Annotated in this window: 16 protein-coding genes and 1 riboswitch; of the genes, 7 read left to right on the top strand and 9 right to left on the bottom strand. The window is 60.8% G+C overall.

What is annotated here, in order from left to right; genetic code table 11:
* The first annotated feature begins 507 nt into the window (after positions 1-507).
* Positions 508-1,986 (top strand): ABC transporter permease subunit, encoded by a 1,479-nt coding sequence (locus tag Q0X23_RS11080; RefSeq protein WP_297860345.1) that lies wholly within the window; start codon positions 508-510, stop codon positions 1,984-1,986.
* 158 nt (positions 1,987-2,144) lie between these two features.
* Here Q0X23_RS11080 and Q0X23_RS11075 read toward each other — a convergent pair whose 3' ends face one another.
* Positions 2,145-2,573: an SWIM zinc finger domain-containing protein gene (locus Q0X23_RS11075; RefSeq protein ID WP_297860344.1), complete on the bottom strand. Its 429-nt coding sequence runs from the start codon at positions 2,571-2,573 to the stop codon at positions 2,145-2,147.
* Between the two features lie 76 nt (positions 2,574-2,649).
* A riboswitch (FMN riboswitch) is annotated at positions 2,650-2,797 on the top strand.
* A gap of 145 nt (positions 2,798-2,942) precedes the next feature.
* Between Q0X23_RS11075 and Q0X23_RS11070 the strand changes: the two genes are divergently transcribed.
* A complete protein-coding gene (locus Q0X23_RS11070; protein ID WP_119341208.1) occupies positions 2,943-3,920 on the top strand; it encodes an ABC transporter substrate-binding protein in 978 nt (325 codons plus the stop codon).
* A gap of 148 nt (positions 3,921-4,068) precedes the next feature.
* Here the strand turns inward: Q0X23_RS11070 and Q0X23_RS11065 are convergent, their stop codons facing one another.
* The gene (locus Q0X23_RS11065; RefSeq protein WP_297860343.1) at positions 4,069-4,911 is read right to left on the bottom strand and encodes an NAD(P)-dependent oxidoreductase; all 843 of its coding nucleotides are present in this window, start codon (positions 4,909-4,911) and stop codon (positions 4,069-4,071) included.
* 63 nt (positions 4,912-4,974) lie between these two features.
* A complete protein-coding gene (locus Q0X23_RS11060) occupies positions 4,975-5,370 on the bottom strand; it encodes a hypothetical protein (RefSeq protein WP_297860342.1) in 396 nt (131 codons plus the stop codon).
* A 482-nt stretch (positions 5,371-5,852) separates the two neighbouring features.
* On the opposite strand from Q0X23_RS11060, the gene leuS reads away from it, so the two are divergent.
* Positions 5,853-8,483, top strand: a complete 2,631-nt coding sequence (gene leuS, locus Q0X23_RS11055; RefSeq protein WP_297860341.1) for a leucine--tRNA ligase — start codon at positions 5,853-5,855, stop codon at positions 8,481-8,483.
* Positions 8,484-8,563: 80 nt separating this feature from the next.
* A complete protein-coding gene (locus Q0X23_RS11050) occupies positions 8,564-8,887 on the top strand; it encodes a hypothetical protein (RefSeq protein WP_297860340.1) in 324 nt (107 codons plus the stop codon).
* On the opposite strand, the gene Q0X23_RS11045 is transcribed toward Q0X23_RS11050, so the two are convergent.
* The 3 genes from Q0X23_RS11045 to Q0X23_RS11035 form a co-directional block, all read right to left on the bottom strand.
* On the bottom strand, positions 8,884-9,261 hold the full coding sequence (locus tag Q0X23_RS11045; protein WP_240637189.1) for a hypothetical protein: 378 nt from the start codon (positions 9,259-9,261) through the stop codon (positions 8,884-8,886). The genes Q0X23_RS11050 and Q0X23_RS11045 overlap by 4 nt on opposite strands.
* Positions 9,262-9,451: 190 nt before the next feature.
* Positions 9,452-10,096, bottom strand: a complete 645-nt coding sequence (locus Q0X23_RS11040; protein ID WP_297860339.1) for a response regulator transcription factor — start codon at positions 10,094-10,096, stop codon at positions 9,452-9,454.
* On the bottom strand, positions 10,093-11,382 hold the full coding sequence (locus Q0X23_RS11035; protein ID WP_297860338.1) for a sensor histidine kinase: 1,290 nt from the start codon (positions 11,380-11,382) through the stop codon (positions 10,093-10,095). The genes Q0X23_RS11040 and Q0X23_RS11035 overlap by 4 nt, the downstream gene beginning before the upstream one ends.
* Before the next feature lie 151 nt (positions 11,383-11,533).
* Here Q0X23_RS11035 and Q0X23_RS11030 point away from each other — a divergent pair, with 151 nt between their 5' ends.
* The 3 genes from Q0X23_RS11030 (at position 11,534) to Q0X23_RS11020 (ending at position 13,869) form a co-directional block, all read left to right on the top strand.
* Positions 11,534-11,995, top strand: coding sequence for a hypothetical protein (locus Q0X23_RS11030; protein WP_297860337.1), 462 nt, complete (start codon positions 11,534-11,536; stop codon positions 11,993-11,995).
* A 2-nt stretch (positions 11,996-11,997) separates the two neighbouring features.
* Positions 11,998-12,456 carry a DUF427 domain-containing protein gene (locus Q0X23_RS11025; protein WP_297860336.1) on the top strand — a complete coding sequence of 153 codons (459 nt, stop codon included), beginning with the start codon at positions 11,998-12,000 and terminating at the stop codon, positions 12,454-12,456.
* A 291-nt stretch (positions 12,457-12,747) separates the two neighbouring features.
* Positions 12,748-13,869, top strand: a complete 1,122-nt coding sequence (locus tag Q0X23_RS11020) for a YeeE/YedE family protein (protein WP_297860335.1) — start codon at positions 12,748-12,750, stop codon at positions 13,867-13,869.
* A 12-nt stretch (positions 13,870-13,881) separates the two neighbouring features.
* Here Q0X23_RS11020 and Q0X23_RS11015 read toward each other — a convergent pair whose 3' ends face one another.
* From Q0X23_RS11015 to Q0X23_RS11005, 3 genes are read right to left on the bottom strand one after another with little or no spacing between them, the layout of a single operon-like run.
* Entirely contained in the window at positions 13,882-15,756 is a 1,875-nt protein-coding gene (locus Q0X23_RS11015) for a carboxypeptidase regulatory-like domain-containing protein (RefSeq protein WP_297860334.1), read from the bottom strand.
* A gap of 37 nt (positions 15,757-15,793) precedes the next feature.
* Positions 15,794-16,900 (bottom strand): YncE family protein, encoded by a 1,107-nt coding sequence (locus tag Q0X23_RS11010; protein WP_297860333.1) that lies wholly within the window; start codon positions 16,898-16,900, stop codon positions 15,794-15,796.
* Between the two features lie 14 nt (positions 16,901-16,914).
* On the bottom strand, positions 16,915-17,985 hold the full coding sequence (locus tag Q0X23_RS11005; RefSeq protein WP_297860332.1) for a hypothetical protein: 1,071 nt from the start codon (positions 17,983-17,985) through the stop codon (positions 16,915-16,917).
* Between the last annotated feature and the right edge of the window lie 9 nt (positions 17,986-17,994).

The raw sequence follows: 17,994 nt of genomic DNA, 5'->3' as shown, positions 1-17,994 counted from the left end.
ACCCCAAATGCTGCTCGCAAGAAAAAGAAAAGGTCTTGACACAGGGTTCCGCTTCAAGTGGGCACAGCCCCCACCCAACCTCCCCCGCCGGGGGAGGAACAAAGGGTTTTTTGCCAAGGCCAGATGGAATGCAACAGGCAGGTTCCTTATAATACCAGATTCGGTTAGTTCGGCGCCGGATGGCGGCGAACCAACAGGGCCGAAGTTATCCGCGTAGCGGAGGGCGATACCGCCCCTTGGAAGTTATCCGCGTAGCGGAGGGCGATACCGCCCCTTGGAAGGGAGACGCTTTTTTCGCCGACCGTTCGGGAGGGGTGTGCTCTAGGATTCAAAAAGATAGCCTCAGGGGGTCTTTGGTTTAGATGATTATCTTTTTGAATCCGGTATAAGGCGAAGCTACAACAGGTCTCTGATGTCTTTATTCGAGAGGTGGAGGGTTTACATTTTTGGCCCCGCTTTTGGGCGCCCAAATGCAGTTGAGGCTCTTGAGAACAGTATGCTAGAGCCATGAGCCACCCGGTGCCGACCCAGGCCCCCGCCCAGGCCCCTGCCGCCATCCGACTCTCGGGGGTTTCGGTGGAGCTTGGGGGCCGGGAGGTGCTGAAGGGGGTAGACCTCGAGGTGCACAAGGGCGAGTTTGTGGCCATCATCGGCCCCTCGGGCGGGGGTAAAAGCACCTTGCTTCGGGTGATGGCGGGGCTGCTCAAGGCCAAACAGGGCACGGTGGAAGTGGTGGGCCAGCCTGCTATGGTGTTCCAGGACTACCGCCTCTTGCCCTGGCGCACCGTGGAGCAGAACATCCGGCTACCCATCGAGCTGACGGGCCGGGGCAAAATCGAGACCCACCTGGGCATGAAGCCCTACCTGAACCTTTACCCGCACCAGCTTTCCGGGGGCATGAAGGCCCGCGTGGCCATCGCCCGGGCCCTGGCCCAGGACGCCGAGGTGCTCTTGATGGACGAGCCCTTCGCGGCCCTGGACGCCCTGGTGCGAGAGCGCTTCAACCTCGAGCTCAAACAACTCCACGAGCGCACCGGCAAAACCATTGTGTTTGTCACCCACAGCATCCGCGAGGCGGTCTACCTGGCCGACCGGGTGGTGGTGCTGACCGGCGGCAAAGTCGAGGCCATTCTGGAAACCCGGGGGGAGGGGCGTATTACCGCATTTACCGATGGCCTCGAGGCTGAGCTGCGTGAGCGTCTGGGCGTGGCCGACTCCACCTTCATCGAGCCCTCGCCTGAGCCCCTGCGCCCACCCTGGGAAATTTTTGGCGTGCTGGGGCTTTTGACCGCGTTCTTCCTGGCCTGGGGCATTATGGCGGCCCGGGTGCCGGTGTTCGTCCCCTCACCCCTGGAAGTCTGGCAGGCCATGCAGCAAAACAGCGGTTTGCTCGTGCGAAACGCCCTGGCCACCCTCCAGACTGCCGGGCTGGGCATACTGGCCTCGCTGGCCATAGGGTTGCCCATCGGCTACGCCATGGGACAAAAACGCTCTCTGGAGCGGCTGCTCTCCCCCTTCATCGTGGCCTTGCAGGCGGTTCCGACCATCATTGTGGCCCCGTTGCTGATCATCTGGTTTGGCTATGGGCTGGGTTCCAAAGTGACCATTGCCACCCTGATCTCCATTTTTCCGGTGCTGGTCTCGACCATGGTGGGGGTGCGCGAGGTAGACCGCACCTACCGCGAGGTCTTCCAGACCATCGGGGCTACGGCCTGGGGGGTGTTTTGGAAGCTCGAGTTTCCCGGGGCCCTGCCGGTCATCCTGGGCGGCCTGCGCCTGACGGTCTCGCTGGCCCTGATTGGGGCAGTGGTGGCCGAGTTTGTGCTGGGAGGTGGGGGCCTGGGCCACCTGGCCCAGACCGAGCAGCGCAACTTCAACTACGCCAATGCCTTCTCGGCAGTGGCCGTCACGGTGCTGCTGGGCATCTCGCTGTACGGGCTGGTAGCCCTGCTGGAAAGCTATGTGCTCCGCTACCGGCGAAAGTAGAGCAGGGCCTGCCAATACTTAGCAGCAGGGTTGTCGCTTTGGGGTACACCCCTTCCTGACAGAAGAAAGCGTCTGGCATTTCAGGGCGGTATTGGCCTGTGCTGCGCGGTTCACGCCGGCCCGGTGGGTTTGCCGCCTAGCGTCGAAGCTAGCTCTGATTATTCGTAGCGCTGCATCAGGTTATAAGCAAACTCTTCCATAAGCTCGGGGCGCTCCTCGGCGAGTTGCCACAAAAAGCGCAGCAGCTCGTCGTCGGAGAGCTCGAGTAGGGGCTTCAGGTTTACCGGCGCGCTTCTGCCCAGCTTTTTCCGGGCGAAGATTTCGGGGGCTTCCAAGGCCGCGAAGGCTACGGCGGCCAGGTGCTTGCACACCGGCCCCCAGGTGTAGGGGCACGAACAGCGCCACTCGCCTTTGTTCAGGTCAATCTCGACCCGGTAGGGAAATGGTGCGCTCCCCTGCACCCGCGCTTGCAAGCGGTTCCGGCTGCGCGCCGCCTCGAGCACGGCCCCACGCAAAAAAAGGGTCTTGCCCCGCTCCAATACCCTCTCGTCGGCCAGGGCCAGCAGGCTTTCCAGTTCCAGGCGCACCCATCCATCAAAATCCAGCCTGCTTCACTTTGCAAGCTCCGCTTTTGTGGCTAAACTGACATCGGGCCGCTTGGCCCAATTCCTTCAGGGCGGGGTGAAATTCCCCACCGGCGGTGAGGGCCCTGTGCCCAAGCCCGCGAAGCCTGGAAATCTGCCACACATCCAGGCCCGATTGCGTGTAAATCGCAAGCCGACGGTTACAGTCCGGATGGGAGAAGGAGTGAAGCCCGGGTGCCCCTGTGCCTGGGCGAGTAAAGTGGGTAATACCTCGTAAATCCTCAATCACAACTTGGGCAACAGGCGCTTGGCCAGAGGCAGTTCGTGCCTGCCCTGGCGATGTGTGGGTAGCACGGTGTGTTGAGGAGTGCAATGAAAAAGTTGGTTGTTTTGCTGGCAGTCTTGTTGTCGCTCGGAATGGCACAGACGCAAAAGGTACGGGTGGGGCTGGGTTACCTGCCCGATGTGCAGTTTGCCCCGTTCTATGCTGGGGTGGTCGAGGGGCTTTATGCCAGGCGGGGCCTCGAGGTGGAGTTTCAGCACGGTTTTGCCTCGGAGCTCTATCCCCTGTTAGCCCAGGGCCGGCTCGACTTTGTGGTGGCCGACGCCGAAGATGTCATCGCCCTGCGGGCCCAGGGCACCCCGCTCAAGTACGTGCTGGCCCTTTACCAAAGCGTACCCAACGCCCTTTTCTCGCGGGCCGAAAAAAATATCACCTCGGTGCGCGACCTCAAGGGTAAGACCATCGGCATACCGGGGCTGTTTGGCACCTCCTACACCTCACTCCAGGCCATGCTGCGGGCTGCAGGTCTGCGTGAGTCGGATGTAAAAATTGAACAAATTGGCTTTACCCAGGCCGAGGCCATCGTGACCGGGCGGGTAGATGTGGCCATCGGCTTTATCAACAACGAGCCCATTGTGCTGGAGGCGCGGGGCATCAAGCTTAACGTGATACCGGCTGGCCCCTACAACCTTTCGCCGGGGGTAGGGGTCATCTCCACCGACCGCGTGCTGGAAAACGCCGAGTTGGCCCGTCGCTTTGTGCAGGCCACCCAGGAGGCCATGGCCCTGACCCTGCGTGAACCGCGCAAAGCCTTCGAGGCTTCCAGGAAGTACGTGCAGAACCTGGGCGAGGATCGTTTGCGGGTGCTCGAGGTCTCGCTAAGACTCTACCAGTCGCCCTATACCCGCCAGAACGGTCTGGGCTTCTCCAACCCCCAGGGCTGGCAGAGCGGCCTCAACCTGCTGAAGCAGACCGGGCGCGTCCGCACCGACCTGCCCGCCACGGCTTTTTACACCAACGAGTTCTTGCAACGGGGGGTACAGGTTCAAACAACTGCCCAACGCTAGAAAAAATCTACCTATATTGAGTACCAGGGCCACCCCCACATTAAGCTCGGGGGGTGGTTTTTTTGCGCTGGCCATAGGTCTGCTGGACCAAGGCAGTCAGGCCTCGAGCACGGTGACGAACGACAAAGGGCTGATACAAAACCAGCACTCACCTGGATTCCAACCGCCTGAACAAGGCGGAATGGTCGAGGTCGCCGTCGCCCAGAGCCTCGAGTTCGGCATAAAACCCCAGGGTGCTTTCGAGATGGGGTAGATTCAGACCCGCTTGCTGGGCCAGCTTCTGGGCCAGGCGCAAGTCCTTGAGCTGGGTCTTGACCCGCGCCCCCGGTACAAACCGGCGCTCGATCATGCGGGTACCGTGGATTTGCAAGACCTTCGAGTCGGCAAACCCGCCCTGGAGGGCCTCCTGAACCTTGCGGGGCTCGAGGCCCTGGCGTTCTGCCAGGAGCAGCGCCTCGGCCACCGCCTCGATGTACAGGCCCACCATGAGCTGGTTAATGACCTTGACGGTATGGCCCGCGCCGGCCTCGCCCACATGGGTGGGCCTTCCCAGGGCTTCCAGGATGGGCAGAACCCGCGCATAGTCGGCCGGGTCACCCCCGGCCATGATGGCCAGCGTGGCGCTCCGTGCCCCCTCCGGCCCACCCGAAACGGGGGCATCCACCCAGCCGACGCCTCTGGATTTAAGCCGCTCGGCATGGAGCTTGGAATACGCAGGGTCGGACGAACCCATGTCGAGCACCACCTGGCCGGGGCGCAGATGGGGCTCGAGCTGTTCTAGCACAGCATTTACTGCCACCGAGTCCGCCAGCATCAGCAACAGCACCTCAGTCTTCGCGGCCTCCTCCAGCGAATCAAGTAAGGGAATCCCCTCCACCAGCTCAGGGCACAGGGTGCTGCGGTTCCACCCTTTGACCTGAAACCCCCTGGCCAGCAGCACCCGCGCCATCGGGCGGCCCATCAGTCCCAGACCCAGCAAGGCTATTTGCATATAAAAAGCATACGGGAGTTTTAGCAAACCCCCGCCACCCGGCCAGTTGTTGCGTATTGGGCTCTAACTCAACCTGAGCCCATCCAGACAAACCACTTCACCCTGAATATGCAGCTCCAGATTGCAATGGTCTGCTGGCCCCAGTTGCAGGCTGAAACGCCCGGACAGATCCAGGGGTATTTGTATCTGCACTGCATCTTGTTTCAAGTAAACCCGGGCTTGTTCAAAAGAAATGCGTTCCCTCGAGATCACCTGCCCCACCAAACGAGGCCCGCACTCCTCCCACTTGAGGCTCAGATCCAGGTGGTAAGGCCCAGCCTGGTAGAGTTGCGACCAGTTCGACCTGGGTTGGGCCTCGCGCCGCAAGGACGTGCGCACGTTCCTCGAGTCCATCACCAGAATAGCCTGATACACCAGCCCTGGCTGTGGGTAAGTCCTGGAAGGCAGACGGTTGTGCATCAATGCGATCCTTTCCAAAGTCACCAATGACCGAAAAATAGTTTATGCAGAAGATATAGAGGTGATCATCCAAATATGAACATGCTTTCTAGATCATTTAGAACGTTACGCAGCAAAACTGAGTCCTGAACTTTGCTTTAGGCGATAGCGTTAAGCGATTCGCTCACTTCTTTAGAATTCTTCGCGGGTCAAACCAAGAACCCTGTAACCCCAAATGCCCATCGGTCAAGGGTTGCAGGGCTACCGAAAAGTGTTTTTTGTTTTGCCGCACATGCTATGATGAAACCATGCAGTGGTTCATCTACCTAGAACTACCTTAGGGGGCCCGTGTTTGGGAGGCTCCCCCTTCAGCGCTGAAGGGGGTTTTTATTGACCTCCAGGGACTACCCCACAAGACACCGGTCACCAGACTCTGGCCCCTCGTTTCCTTTTTCAACCTCCCAACCAATACAATGGCCTGTCAAGAAGTGGAGAATTGAACCATGGTCACAACCGACAAATACAACCCCCACGAGCTCGAGCCCAAATGGCAAAAGTACTGGGAGCAGATTGGGCTTCTGAGGGCCACCGAGAGCAAAGGCGGCAAAAAAGCCTACATCCTGGTAATGTTTCCCTATCCCTCGGGCGACTTGCACATGGGCCACCTCAAGAACTACACCATGGGCGATGTCCTGGCCCGTTTCCGGGTACAGCGGGGTTACAGCGTGCTGCACCCGTTCGGCTGGGATGCCTTTGGGCTGCCGGCGGAAAACGCCGCCTTGAAGTTTGGCGTAAGCCCTGCCGACTGGACCTTTGGCAACATTAAACAGTCGAAAGAATCGCTGGCCCTGATGGGCATTCAGTACGACTGGAGCCGCGAGGTTACTACCTGCACGCCCGACTACTACAAATGGAACCAGTGGATCTTCCTGAAGATGTACGAACGCGGCCTGGCCTATCGTAAAAAGAGCTTTGTCAACTGGGATCCGGTCGAACAGAGCGTACTTGCCAACGAGCAGGTCATTGATGGCCGGGGCTGGCGCAGCGGAGCACTCGTAGAGAAGCGGGAGCTCGAGCAGTGGTATCTCAAAATCACCGACTATGCTGAACGCTTGTTGAACGATCTGGACAAGCTGCCCCGCTGGCCCGAAAAGGTCAAGGCCATGCAGCGGGCCTGGATTGGCAAGAGCACTGGGGCCGAGTTCGACTTCCCGGTTAAAGGGCACGAGGCCAGGATCAGGGTTTTCTCGACCCGTCCCGACACCATTTTTGGCGCCACCTTCATGGTGCTGGCCCCCGAGCATGAGCTGGTGGCACTTATCACCACGCCCGAGCAGAAGGCCGCCGTAGACAGCTATGTAGCCGCTACCCGGATGAAGAGCGAGGTCGAGCGGCAGATGGAAGACCGTGAGAAGACCGGGGTCTTTACCGGGGCTTACGCCATCAACCCGGCCAACGGCAAGGAGATCCCGGTCTGGATTGCCGATTATGTGCTCTCGGGCTACGGCACCGGGGCCATTATGGCCGTGCCGGGGCAGGACGAGCGCGACTGGGAGTTTGCCGAGAAATTCGGCCTGGAAATTATCCGTACCGTCGAGCCCCCGGCGGGCTGGCAGGGCAAGGCCTACACCGAAGACGGGCCGGCCATCAACTCGGGCTTCCTGAATGGGCTCAATGTGGAGGAAGCCAAGAAAAAAATCATCGCCTGGATGGAAGAAAAAGGCATAGGCGAGGGCAAGGTCAACTACCGCCTGCGCGACTGGCTGATTAGCCGCCAGCGCTACTGGGGCACCCCCATCCCCATGATCCACTGCGAAAGCTGCGGCATCGTACCGGTACCCTACGAGCAACTGCCGGTCGAGCTGCCCACCCTGCGCGATGTAGACGACATTCGCCCCAAGGGCAAAAGCCCCCTGGCGGCCCACCCCGAGTTTTATGAATGCACCTGCCCAAAGTGCGGCGGCAAGGCCCGGCGCGACACCGATACCATGGACACCTTTATTGACTCGTCCTGGTACTTTCTGCGCTATACCGACGCCCAAAACCTCGAGCTGCCCTTCGACCCCGAGAAGGCCAACTTCTGGATGCCGGTAGACCAGTACATCGGCGGCGTTGAGCACGCCATTTTGCATCTGCTGTATAGCCGCTTTTTCACCAAGTTTTTGCACGACCTGGGGATGGTCGAGGCCGAGGAGCCCTTCGAAGGCCTGTTCACCCAGGGCATGGTGCAGGGCTGGACGGACGTGGGCGAAGTGGAAGTCCGGGGCGATATCATCCGTTTCAAAAACCCCGAGCGGCGGGCCAAGCTGGAAATCCCCGAGACCCTCACGCTGGAAGAAGCCCGAAAATCGGGTGCAGAACTTCGCATCCACGAAGACGGCACCACCCACTTCTGGAAGGCCGCCACCATGTCCAAAAGCCTGGGCAACGGGGTGATGGTGGGGCCCTTCGTGAAAGAGCAGGGCGCCGACATCGCCCGCATTACCATCCTGTTTGCCGCTCCACCCGAAAACGAGATGATCTGGACGGAAGAGGGGGTACAGGGCGCATGGCGCTACCTGAACCGGGTCTACCGCATGGTAGCCGAGCACCGGATGGAGCTTAAGGCCCAAAGCGACCTGTACGAGCCCTCTGCGCTAGAAGGGGCCCACAAGGGCCTCTACCAGAAGCTGCACCAGACCATCCAGAAAGTGACCGAGGACCTCGAGGCCATGCGCTTCAACACCGCCATCGCGGCCCTGATGGAACTGCTCAACACCTTGAGCGACTACCGCAAGGAGCAGGGCATCACCCCGGTCTACCGCCACGCGGTGCTCTGCTACTTGCAGATGCTGGCCCCCTTCGCCCCCCACCTGGCCGAAGAACTCTGGCACGAGTTCCACAACTCTTCGGTATTTAGTGCTCCCTGGCCACAGGTAGATGAGGCTGCGCTGGTGGCCGATAGCTTTGAGCTGGTCGTTCAGGTTAGCGGCAAGGTGCGCGGCAAAACAACCATTAGTGCACAGGCCAGCGAAGAAGAAATCAAGCGGCGCGCGCGTGAGATTCCCAACGTACAGCAGTACCTCGAGGGCAAAGAAGTAGTCAAAGAAATCTACATTCCGGGCAAACTGCTGAACATCGTGGTAAGGGGGTAAGCCAGTGCGCCGAACCGCCCCCTGGGTGCTGTGGACAAATGGCACTGGAAACGGGCGGCGCAGCCTCGTACCATAGGGGCATGATCACGCTACATAAAATCAACAACCTGGCCGAGGGGCAGGTTCTCGAGTGTGTAGGGCAGGACGCAGGCGATACCTTCCGCATTGTAGTCAAGCACACCTCCCCCAGCCACTACGAAGCCCTGGGCAAGGTTACCCTTCGCAATGCCAGCGTCCATTACCAGTCTTCGGGCCCCATGACCGCAGATCTCTTGCTGAAATGGCTGGATACCATGTTCGACCGCTGGCCGGGGGCCAAAACCATCCCCTGGGCTGTACACGATCTGGACGACAAAACCCAGCAATTTGTGCGCGAGGTTCGCAAAGCGGCTGAAGTGGCCTAGGGTTGCTCGTAATCGTGGTAGTCGGCCTGTTGCGCCCGGCGGAGGCGTGCACGCAGCGCGGCTGGCGTGTAGGGTGTTTTCTGGTGCACAACAGCCCCAAACCCCGCCATTAGCAGGGCTGGTATCAGCAGCAACACGCCCTGTAGAGGGTCGGGCACGTAGGGCATGGGAAACCGGGCCACCGTAGCCCACAGCTGGACCAGGGGTAGAATGCCGCCCATCAAGAGCCCACTGAGCCACCATTGCCGCGGCCACCACCACCCCACCAAAAAACCCATCAGGAGCAGCAGGGTTCCAGCGAAGAGCAAGTCCACATTGCCCAGGTCGCCCAGCGCGACCAGTAAACCAATGCCTGCTGGAATGAGGTAGCGCATGAACCTTTGAATGCCGGGGCCCATAACTTTACAATAACGGTTTTTGGTCAGGGGAGGTATCACATCGGATTCAAAGAAGGCAAAAAACCCCAGGGGCGCTATCGCCCTCCGCTAGGCGGGTAATTTCGGTCGGGTTGATTCGCCACCGTTCGGTAACGAATCAACCGAATCTGGTATCGCACCACCTGCTTCAACTCTCCAGCCGGAGAATACCTCTTTCCAGCGCTACCGTGACCGCCGCCGTGCGATCATCAACCCCTAGCTTAGCAAAAGCATGAAGCAGGTGGGTCTTAACGGTGGCCTCGCTGATTTTGAGTTTGCGGGCAATTTCTTTGTTGGAAAGACCCCTAGCTACCAGCGAGAGCACCTCGAGCTCGCGCACGGAAAGGTTTTCTTCGGCGGGGCCGCGCATCCGGCCCAGCAGGCGTGCAGCGATGGGGGGAGAAAGCACAGCTTCGCCCCGGGCACAAAGCCGAACCGCCCGGAAGAGTTCCTCCCGGGGTACGTCTTTGAGTAAATAGCCCGTAGCCCCCGCCTCGACCGCCCGAACAATCTCGGAATCGGTGTCGTAGGTGGTGAGTACCAGAACCTGAACTCTGGGGAATTTGGCCCGGATCTGCCGGATGGCGCTTACCCCATCCATCTGGGGCATACGTAAATCCATCAGCATCACATCCGGCCTCTGTTTCTCCAGCAGGTCAAGCGCCTCCAGGCCGTTCGAAGCTTCGCCAACCACTTCAAAGTCGAGCTGGGAGGAAAGCAACCCCGAAAGGCCCGCCCGCACCACAGGATGATCGTCTACCAGCAGAATTCGAATGGTTGCCGAGCCTGTCATGTGGTCTTCACCCTTGCTTGCACTACCCGATACAGGGGCAGACTAAAGGCCAGGGTGGTGCCCTGTCCGGGTTCGCTTTCCACCGTCATATGTCCTCCCAGCGCCTCAACCCGCTCGCGCATGGAACGCAGACCAAAGCTGCCCGAGATGGGCGGTTGCAGGCCCACCCCATCGTCTTGTACGTCCATCAGTACCACATCGTCCAGGTACGAAAGGGTCAGGGTGGCGTGCCGGGCTTTGGAATGCTTGCGGATATTGGCCAGGGCCTCCTGGGCAATGCGTAAAAGGCCGACCTCGAGCTCGGGGTGCAGCGGGCGGGCCTCGCCGGTCAGGGTGAACTGGGCCCTGACCCCACTCTCCTCCTGCCAGCGCTGGAGCAGGCGACCCAGCGCTTCGGGCAGCGAGGTGTTCTCCAGGATTTCCGGGCGCATGGCCCAGACCATGCGGCGGGCCTCCGACAGGCCTTCGCGGGCGGCGGTGCGGGCTTGCTCCAGGTAGCGTCCGGCCAAAGTCTCGTTTTGGGCGGCCATCTCGGCGGCCTCGAGCTGCACCACGATACTGGCAAAGCCCTGGGCCAGGGTGTCGTGAATCTCGCGGGCCAGGCGCTGGCGCTCCTCCAGCACCCCGGCCTGGCGCGAGGTCTGCTCGAGCTCCCGGCGGGTGCGCTCGAGCTCCTCCCGGGCTCTGGTCTCCCGCACCAGCAGCTCGAGGGTAAATAGCGCATAACCCGAATACAAAAAGGCAATAAAGATGAAGAAGGCCAGGTTCAGGTTGGGGTACTCGGCGGGGGTGGGCAAAGCACTCCAGGCGGTATTGCCCTGGGGTCCCTGGCTCAGCAGAATCTCGAAGGTGATTTGCAGCGGTTCTTGCTGAGCCCACCACACCGACAGGCCGCCCAAACCCAGCACAATCAACAGCACAGCCCACAGCGGCAGCCAGTAGCGGGCCACCACCGGTATCAGCCCCAGGGCCAGGAAAGGCAGGTAGTTCTGGCTCAGCCAGGCCACTACCGCTACCCCAATCCCGATCAAGACCCCAAACTCCCAGGCCCGGCGTTGCCCTGGGCGAACCGCCCACAACACCACTGCAAACAAGGCCAGAGCTGCCCCCAGGCGCCAGACGGTCTGGACGAGGTCTTGCCAGGGGAGTACAGTGGGCACCTCGAGTGGGCGAGCCGGAACCAGCAAGGTAAATCCCAGCACCGTCAACAGGTTGAGTGCGGTAAGGAGCACCACCACCTGCGCCACCGGACGGCCCGCAAAAAGGCGCTTGAAGGCCCAAATCATCGGAAAAATTGTAGCTTATCCGAGGCAGCTTATTTGCATAACAATATTCATTTAGCGGCTTTGGCTCAAACAAGCGCATTTGTCATGCAAAAATATGCCTGTGTTCAGTGCCTGTCCGCAAACGAACAGGCCTGCCCCTCAAGGAGCTTAGATGCAGAAAATCACCTTGCCTCATCGCTATTCCGCTGGCGGTTCCCGTTTTCGTGAAGCTTCTATAGAAACCGGCTGGCTGTGCTTCCAAAGCGGCACAGTCACGATCCGCATATACCTACCGTTGGTAACCCGGCTCGAGCTCTCTTACCAGATGCGAGACTGGCTTTTGGCTTTTGCCTTTGTGGGCTTCTTTGTAGGGCTGGCCAGCCTGGGGCTGCGCTGGCTGGGCTGGCTCAACATCCCCCAGCTTCTGAAAATCAGTCCACAAGCACTGGAGTACGGCGCTTTTGCGCTGGCCCTGATTGCTTTCGTTTCTTATTTTCTATTTCCCATCCGGATCTTGCTTTTACATGACGGCAACGCATCTCCCCTGCTAGTAACGGGTAGCAAAAAGGCCATTGAAGACATGGAAAGTACCGTCTGGGCTTTTCTCGAGGCCCTGCATAAAAAGCAGCCTTGATTATGGAATCGGTTTGGGATTATCCTCGTCCCCCACGCTGTGAGCCCACTTCGCGGCGCATTCAGGTTCGGCTGGGTGAGTTGATTATTGCCGATAGCAACCGGGCTTACCGGGTGCTGGAAACCAGCCATCCGCCCGTCTACTACCTCCCCCCCGCCGATATTCGCATGGAGTTGCTGGAAGCCACCGCCCGCGAGACCCACTGTGAGTTCAAGGGCCGGGCCCGCTACTGGACCCTGCGAACCCGCGACACGGTGCTGACCAACGCGGCCTGGAGCTATCCCGACCCCACGTCCAGTTTTTCCGCCATCCGGGGCTACCTGGCATTTTATCTGGAACCCCTCGAAGGCTTTGTGGACGGAGAAAAAGCCAAGCCACAGCCGGGCCGCTTCTACGGCGGCTGGATCACCCAGGGCATCGCAGGGCCTTTCAAGGGTGGGCCGGGCAGCTCAGGTTGGTAATTTCCTTATGAGGCGACCTCGCTCGCCAGAAGCATTACCTGAGCTTTTTACATGTGCCCAAGTGTAGAGGCATCAAAATCTGATTAGTTTACAAAAGTTATCAACTTTGCTAGGCTGAACTCCATTGATGGGCAGGCAGGCTCGAGGCCACTACTGCCCCCAAAGGAGGTATTCATGTCGCTAGCGCACAAACGTTCGCCATCCAGGTCTGCTGGGGCTCAGCACCAGGAAACTCCTCGCCCGCAGTATGGTTTGCTTGGACTTGGGTTGTTGGGGACGGGATATTTGTATATGCAGTTACCAACTGCTCAGGGTATTTTACTTTTGCTAGGGGTAGGGCTGGGCTTTGGTCTGTTTCACGCCCGGTTTGGCTTCAGCTCGGCCTTTCGCCAACTTTTGAGCGTGGGGCAGGGGCGGGCTCTGCAAGCTCACATGCTGTTGTTGGCAGTAACCGCCACCCTGTTTGCCCTGCTGTTTGCCATGGGCCAGGGGCTGGGCGGCCAGCCCCTGGCTGGCTACCTGGCTCCCATTGGACCTGGGCTGCTGCTGGGGGCCTTTTTGTTTGGGGTGGGCATGCAACTGGCCGGAGGCTGCGCCTCGGGGACGCTCTACGCCACCGGCGGGGGTAGCTGGGTTGGGCTGGTGGCCCTGGTTGGTTTTATGGCCGGCTCGGTGATCGGAGCCTGGAACCTGGAATTCTGGGCCGTTGGGCCGGGAGCAGCAGGGAGCCTGGCACCCATCTCGCTGGCCGAGCGCTTTGGGCTTTGGGGGGCCTTGGCCCTAACGCTGGCCTTAGTAGGGGGACTGGCCCTCCTGGCCGAATGGATCGTTCGCAAGCGGCGGCCTCCCCTTCTTTTCCAACCTCCTGGGCCCCAAGGGTGGGCCCGGGTGCTGCGTGGCACCTGGCCGCTCTGGGTGGCGGCTTTGGTGTTGGCCGCGCTCAATGGGGCGGTGCTTTACGTGAGTGGGCGTCCCTGGGGGGTTACCTATGGCCTGACCTTGTGGGGTTCGCAGGCGGTAGAAGCCTTGGGCCTGGCCCAACCTGCTTTCTGGAGTTTCTGGAACGGTCAGTCGCCTTTGGATCTTTCTCCTCTGGGCCACCCCACCAGCCTCACCAACCTGGGCATTCTGCTGGGCGCACTTTTGAGCGCTGCTGCTGCAGGGGTATTTGGCAAAAACCCGCGCCTTGGTTGGAAGCCATTCGTGGCAGCGGTGGTGGGGGGTCTCCTCATGGGCTACGGGGCCCGGCTGGCCTACGGTTGCAACATCGGGGCCTACATCGGCGGGGTGGCTTCCTTTAGCCTGCACGGCTGGGTCTGGCTGGTCATGGCCCTGTTGGGCACCGGGGCCGGGCTGCTGCTACGCCCGTGGTTTGGGCTGTCTAACCCCAAGCCCACCGACTCGATCTGCTAGCCAGAAGGGGTTTCAAGGGGCGGTGAGGGTGATGGTAATGGGATTGACCGGCTGAATGCTGTAAATCTGGCCCTGCATCCCCACGCCGGTGATATTGTCGGTGATGTCGAGGTTGCTTCCGCTGAATGCACCGCTAAACACATTGAGCGTGACGGTATAGGTGCCCGCTGCCAGCGGGGTGGGTGGGTTGGTCTGGGCACGGGGCTGGAAGCTGCGCTCTGAGCCCACATAAAAAGCGAGGTCGGAAACCCCAGAGCCGCCGTTGCGTTGCAAGGTGACCTGGTACAAAGCGTTGTAGCCGGGCTGGGCAGCAGCGCTATCGCTCCAGGTAGCGGTTAGGCTGGAGGCACTGTAGCTCCCGCCGTTCGACAGGTTGCTCCAGGCCACATTGCCCACCGCAAAGGCCGATCCGCTGCCATCCAAGCTGCCGTTACCGTCAGCGTCGATGTTCAGGGTGTAACGTTTGCCAGGTTCGACGGTGAAGTTATTCGCAAAATACGCCCCGCTGCCCGGTGCAAGTTCACTCAGAGTCGCGGTCTTACCGGTGTTATCGCTGATGATGATCTGGGCGCCGCTGGCCGGTTCGGCGTTGTCCAGGTCGCCGTCGGCGTTGGGGATGCCCTTCTCGAGCTGCACAAGAGCCACACCCCCCGGCTGCAATAGCGCGGTGGCCTGGAAAAAACCCTCCGGGGCGGGGGCCACGCGAATCGGGAGGGGGTTGGTGGCGGCAGGCCGCACCGACTGCACCGAAGCACCCGGACACGGCCCCGGCGTGCGGCTGTAGTTTTTGCCGTCGAGGCCGATCAAGTCGTCCTCGTAGACCTTGCCGATGACTATGACCTTCGCGCCAGGTTTTGGAATCAGATTGCCGTTGTTATCCACAAAGGTATCGGTATATGTTTTGGTGGCCGTGAAGTTGACCGGCACGCCCTTTTCTATAGTGATAGAGGCTTGTCCATAGCGGTTGGTTACCGCCCGCAACCCAGGACGCGCCGTAACCACTGCGCCTTCCAGCGGCCCAAAGCGGTTGCGCACCTCGACAGCCACACACTCCTGATCCTGCACCGCCGGGGCCCCGCCATACCAGGAGAAGTGCCGGATGCTGGCCTTGAGCACCGGAGTGGTGCCATCCACGCTCGAGCGCTCCACCGTACCCTCCACAAAGTCTTCCCAACGCCCGGTCTGGGGGTTGTAGGCGTAGCAGTGAATCTTATCGCCTATCCGGTAGCGGCTGCGCAGTTCAGGAGGAATGGGCAGTTCCACTATGGCGCTGGAGCCTGGCTTGAGGTTGATACGGCGGTTTTGCGAGTCCAGGATGCTAAACTCGGCAAAGGTCACCGGGGCCAGGGGGGTGGGACTGGCCCCGCCGGCCACCAGGTCGCCAGGCAGGGCGGTATCTTCCTTCGTGGGGTCGAGCGGTGTCACCACCACCCGCAGGTTGGTATCGGTGGTGTCCAGGCTATTGGGCTGGAAGATGACGGCATAAGGGCCGGCCTCGGTGCGCTGGAACAGGGTGCGGGCCTGGGTGGGGTCGTAGCCTTGCTCGGTGCCCTCCTTCTTGAGGGCTACCACCACCGTTTGGGCGCTGCTGGTGGACTCGGCGATGCCGTGGCCTGGAGCGTAGCCCACCTTCTCGAAGTCCAGCTTGACCAGGCCGGCAGGCAGGTTTTGCAGGATGAACTCGCCCCGGTTGTCGGTGGTGGTGCTTCGGCTGCTGCCCACCACCCGCACCGTCACGCCCGCAAGCCGCACCCCGGAGCCAATATCGGTCACCAGACCGGCCACGGTATTGGGGGCGCTGGGGGCAGTGTTACCTCCACCATTGTTTTCACCGCCACAAGCCACCAAAAAGCCCAGCAACGCCACTAAACCAAGGTTGTTCTTCATAGTATCCTCCTGGGACTTCCAAAGCCCCTTCCCAGCGCTAGTGCCGCCCGACCACCACCACATCAAACGAAAGGCCATCAATCGGAATGGCCCGCAGAACCCTGGCGCTTTTCAAATCGAATACCAGCAGGCGACCCTCGGTGCCGCTGCTAACGATGTAGGCCAGGCGTCCATCCGGCGAGAGGGCCGCGTGGGTGGGGTTGACGAAGGTCGTGCCCGCAAGCTCGAGCCGGTGGTTTTCGCTCTGGCCGGTCTCCAGGTCGAGCAGCGAAACCGCGTTGGAGTAGTAGTTGAGCGAGAGAACCTGCCCCTCCCCTACCCGCAACATCCCCAGCGGCCCCGGTGTGACGGTAAAGCGTTGAGGGGCGGCACCCGGCACGTGCAAGCTGAGGGTGTTGGACTCGAAGTTGGAGACCAAAGCCCCCTCCTTCAGCGGCAACACAAACGCGGGGTCGGAGCCGGTAGGGGCTTCGGCCAGGGGTTGCCAGTTTTGCTCGTCCAGCCAGCGTACTGCGCTGGCTTCGGTGCTGGGCTGGCGGGGGCGCAGGGCCACCACCAATTTCGAACCCACGCGGGCTACATCGGCGGCCTCGTTGGCCGAACCGGAGGGCGGCAGGCTTGCTGAGCGCACGACTGCGCCATCTCGCAGGCTAATCTCGCTCAGGAGCCCCTGGCGGATGTGCGAAATGAAAAGCCTGGAGGCGTCGCTCGAGAGCGCAATCCCCACGGGCCGCGCACCCACAATGAAGGGTTTGGCCCCGCCAGGGTTATGGCAGGCAAAGCAGGTGGTATGGGTAAATGCGCCCTGGTCGAAGTGGGCCTGGATGAGGGTGCCGTCGGCGCGTCTTTCGGGCACGGGAGCGGTCAGGAAGGTACGGGTTACCGCCAGCGAACGAACGTCTACCTCGGCCACCGCCTGCGAGCCCACCAGCACCACATACACCTTGCGGCCATCCGGGCTCAGAATCATCCGGTGCGGCAATCCGCCCACCGTGATGTGCTGGATGGTTTTACCCTGCGTGGGGTCTATCACCGCCACGGTGCTGGAGCCCGCCTGGCTGACCAGCACATAGTGGGGGCGGGCCAGAGGGGGGCTCGAGCAAGCCACCAACCCAACCAAACCCAGGAGCATTCCAATACGCATCAAGGATCCCCCTACTACCGCTTGCGATAGCTGTTCCAGCCCGCGCGGTTGACGCAGACCGCAAACTGCCACCGATGCTGGGGCCACTCACAGCCCAACTGAAACCCCACCGACTCGGTAAAGCCAAACTTGTAATAAGCCGTCAGGGGTTTGAGGTTGTAGCGCTTGGTCCCCGCAAAGCTGCCGCAGCCCTCGCCACGAACCTGGACGATCAGGCGGGCCTCGCTGGCCTGGAAGCGCACGTCGCCCGAGTAGGTATCGTTGTTTACGTTCAACGCCTGGACGAGGGCGCTGCCCTTTTCGTAGTAGATCAGGTCTTTTTTGCAAACCCCCTCCGTGTTGGCATCTTCAAAGACCTTGGCCAGTTCGTAGCCACCCGACACAAAGCGCAGCCAGCGGTTTTCCCTTGCGTTGTATTTGGGAATGTAAAAAGCCCCGGTTTGCGGGTTATAAAAGCCCGTATCGGAATCCTGGGCGTCGGCCCACAAACCCAGCAGTTCGCGGTAGGGGGGATCCTGGCCCAGTTGAAAACCCTCGGGCTGGGCGGGCGGCGGTAGCTCCAGCATGGGGTCGAGTTGCAGCAGCTTGAGACTCAAGGGAAAGGGCCCCCCCTGGAGTTCCAGCTTCAGGGTGACTTCCTTGATCAGGGTTTCGTAGTACTCGAGGCTGGCATTAAACACCAGGGGGTTGTTGGGCAGGGTGCGTTTGCCGGGGCTGGTGCAGTTGACGATGGTCAGGGTGCGCTGGCTGGGCCGCATGACAAGCCGGTTATCCTGAACGGTTGCGGTTCCCACCGAGTCGTCTAGGTAGCTGACGCGGGCGCAGCTCGAGCTCACCCCCTGGGTGTAGTGCTGCAAGACGTAGCGCCCATCGGCATGCAAAATCAGCTTGACCGAAAAACCACTGCCCAGGCGGAACCGCTCGCCCGTTACGGTGTTGGTGTAGTCTTCGGCAGAACTTGCTGTTTGCCGCCAGACCCCCACCAGCAGAGCGGGGAAACCCTGGTTCTGTGCCCGAATCGGGCTGGGGTTTCCAGCCAAAATCAAACACCCCAGGGTGAACATAGTGGCTTTAGGTGTGACCATAGACCCTTC

Source organism: Meiothermus sp. (genome assembly GCF_026004115.1).
Lineage (GTDB): Bacteria > Deinococcota > Deinococci > Deinococcales > Thermaceae > Meiothermus.
The sequence above is the reverse complement of the archived record's forward strand: the minus strand, read 5'-3'. Positions and strand labels throughout refer to the sequence as shown.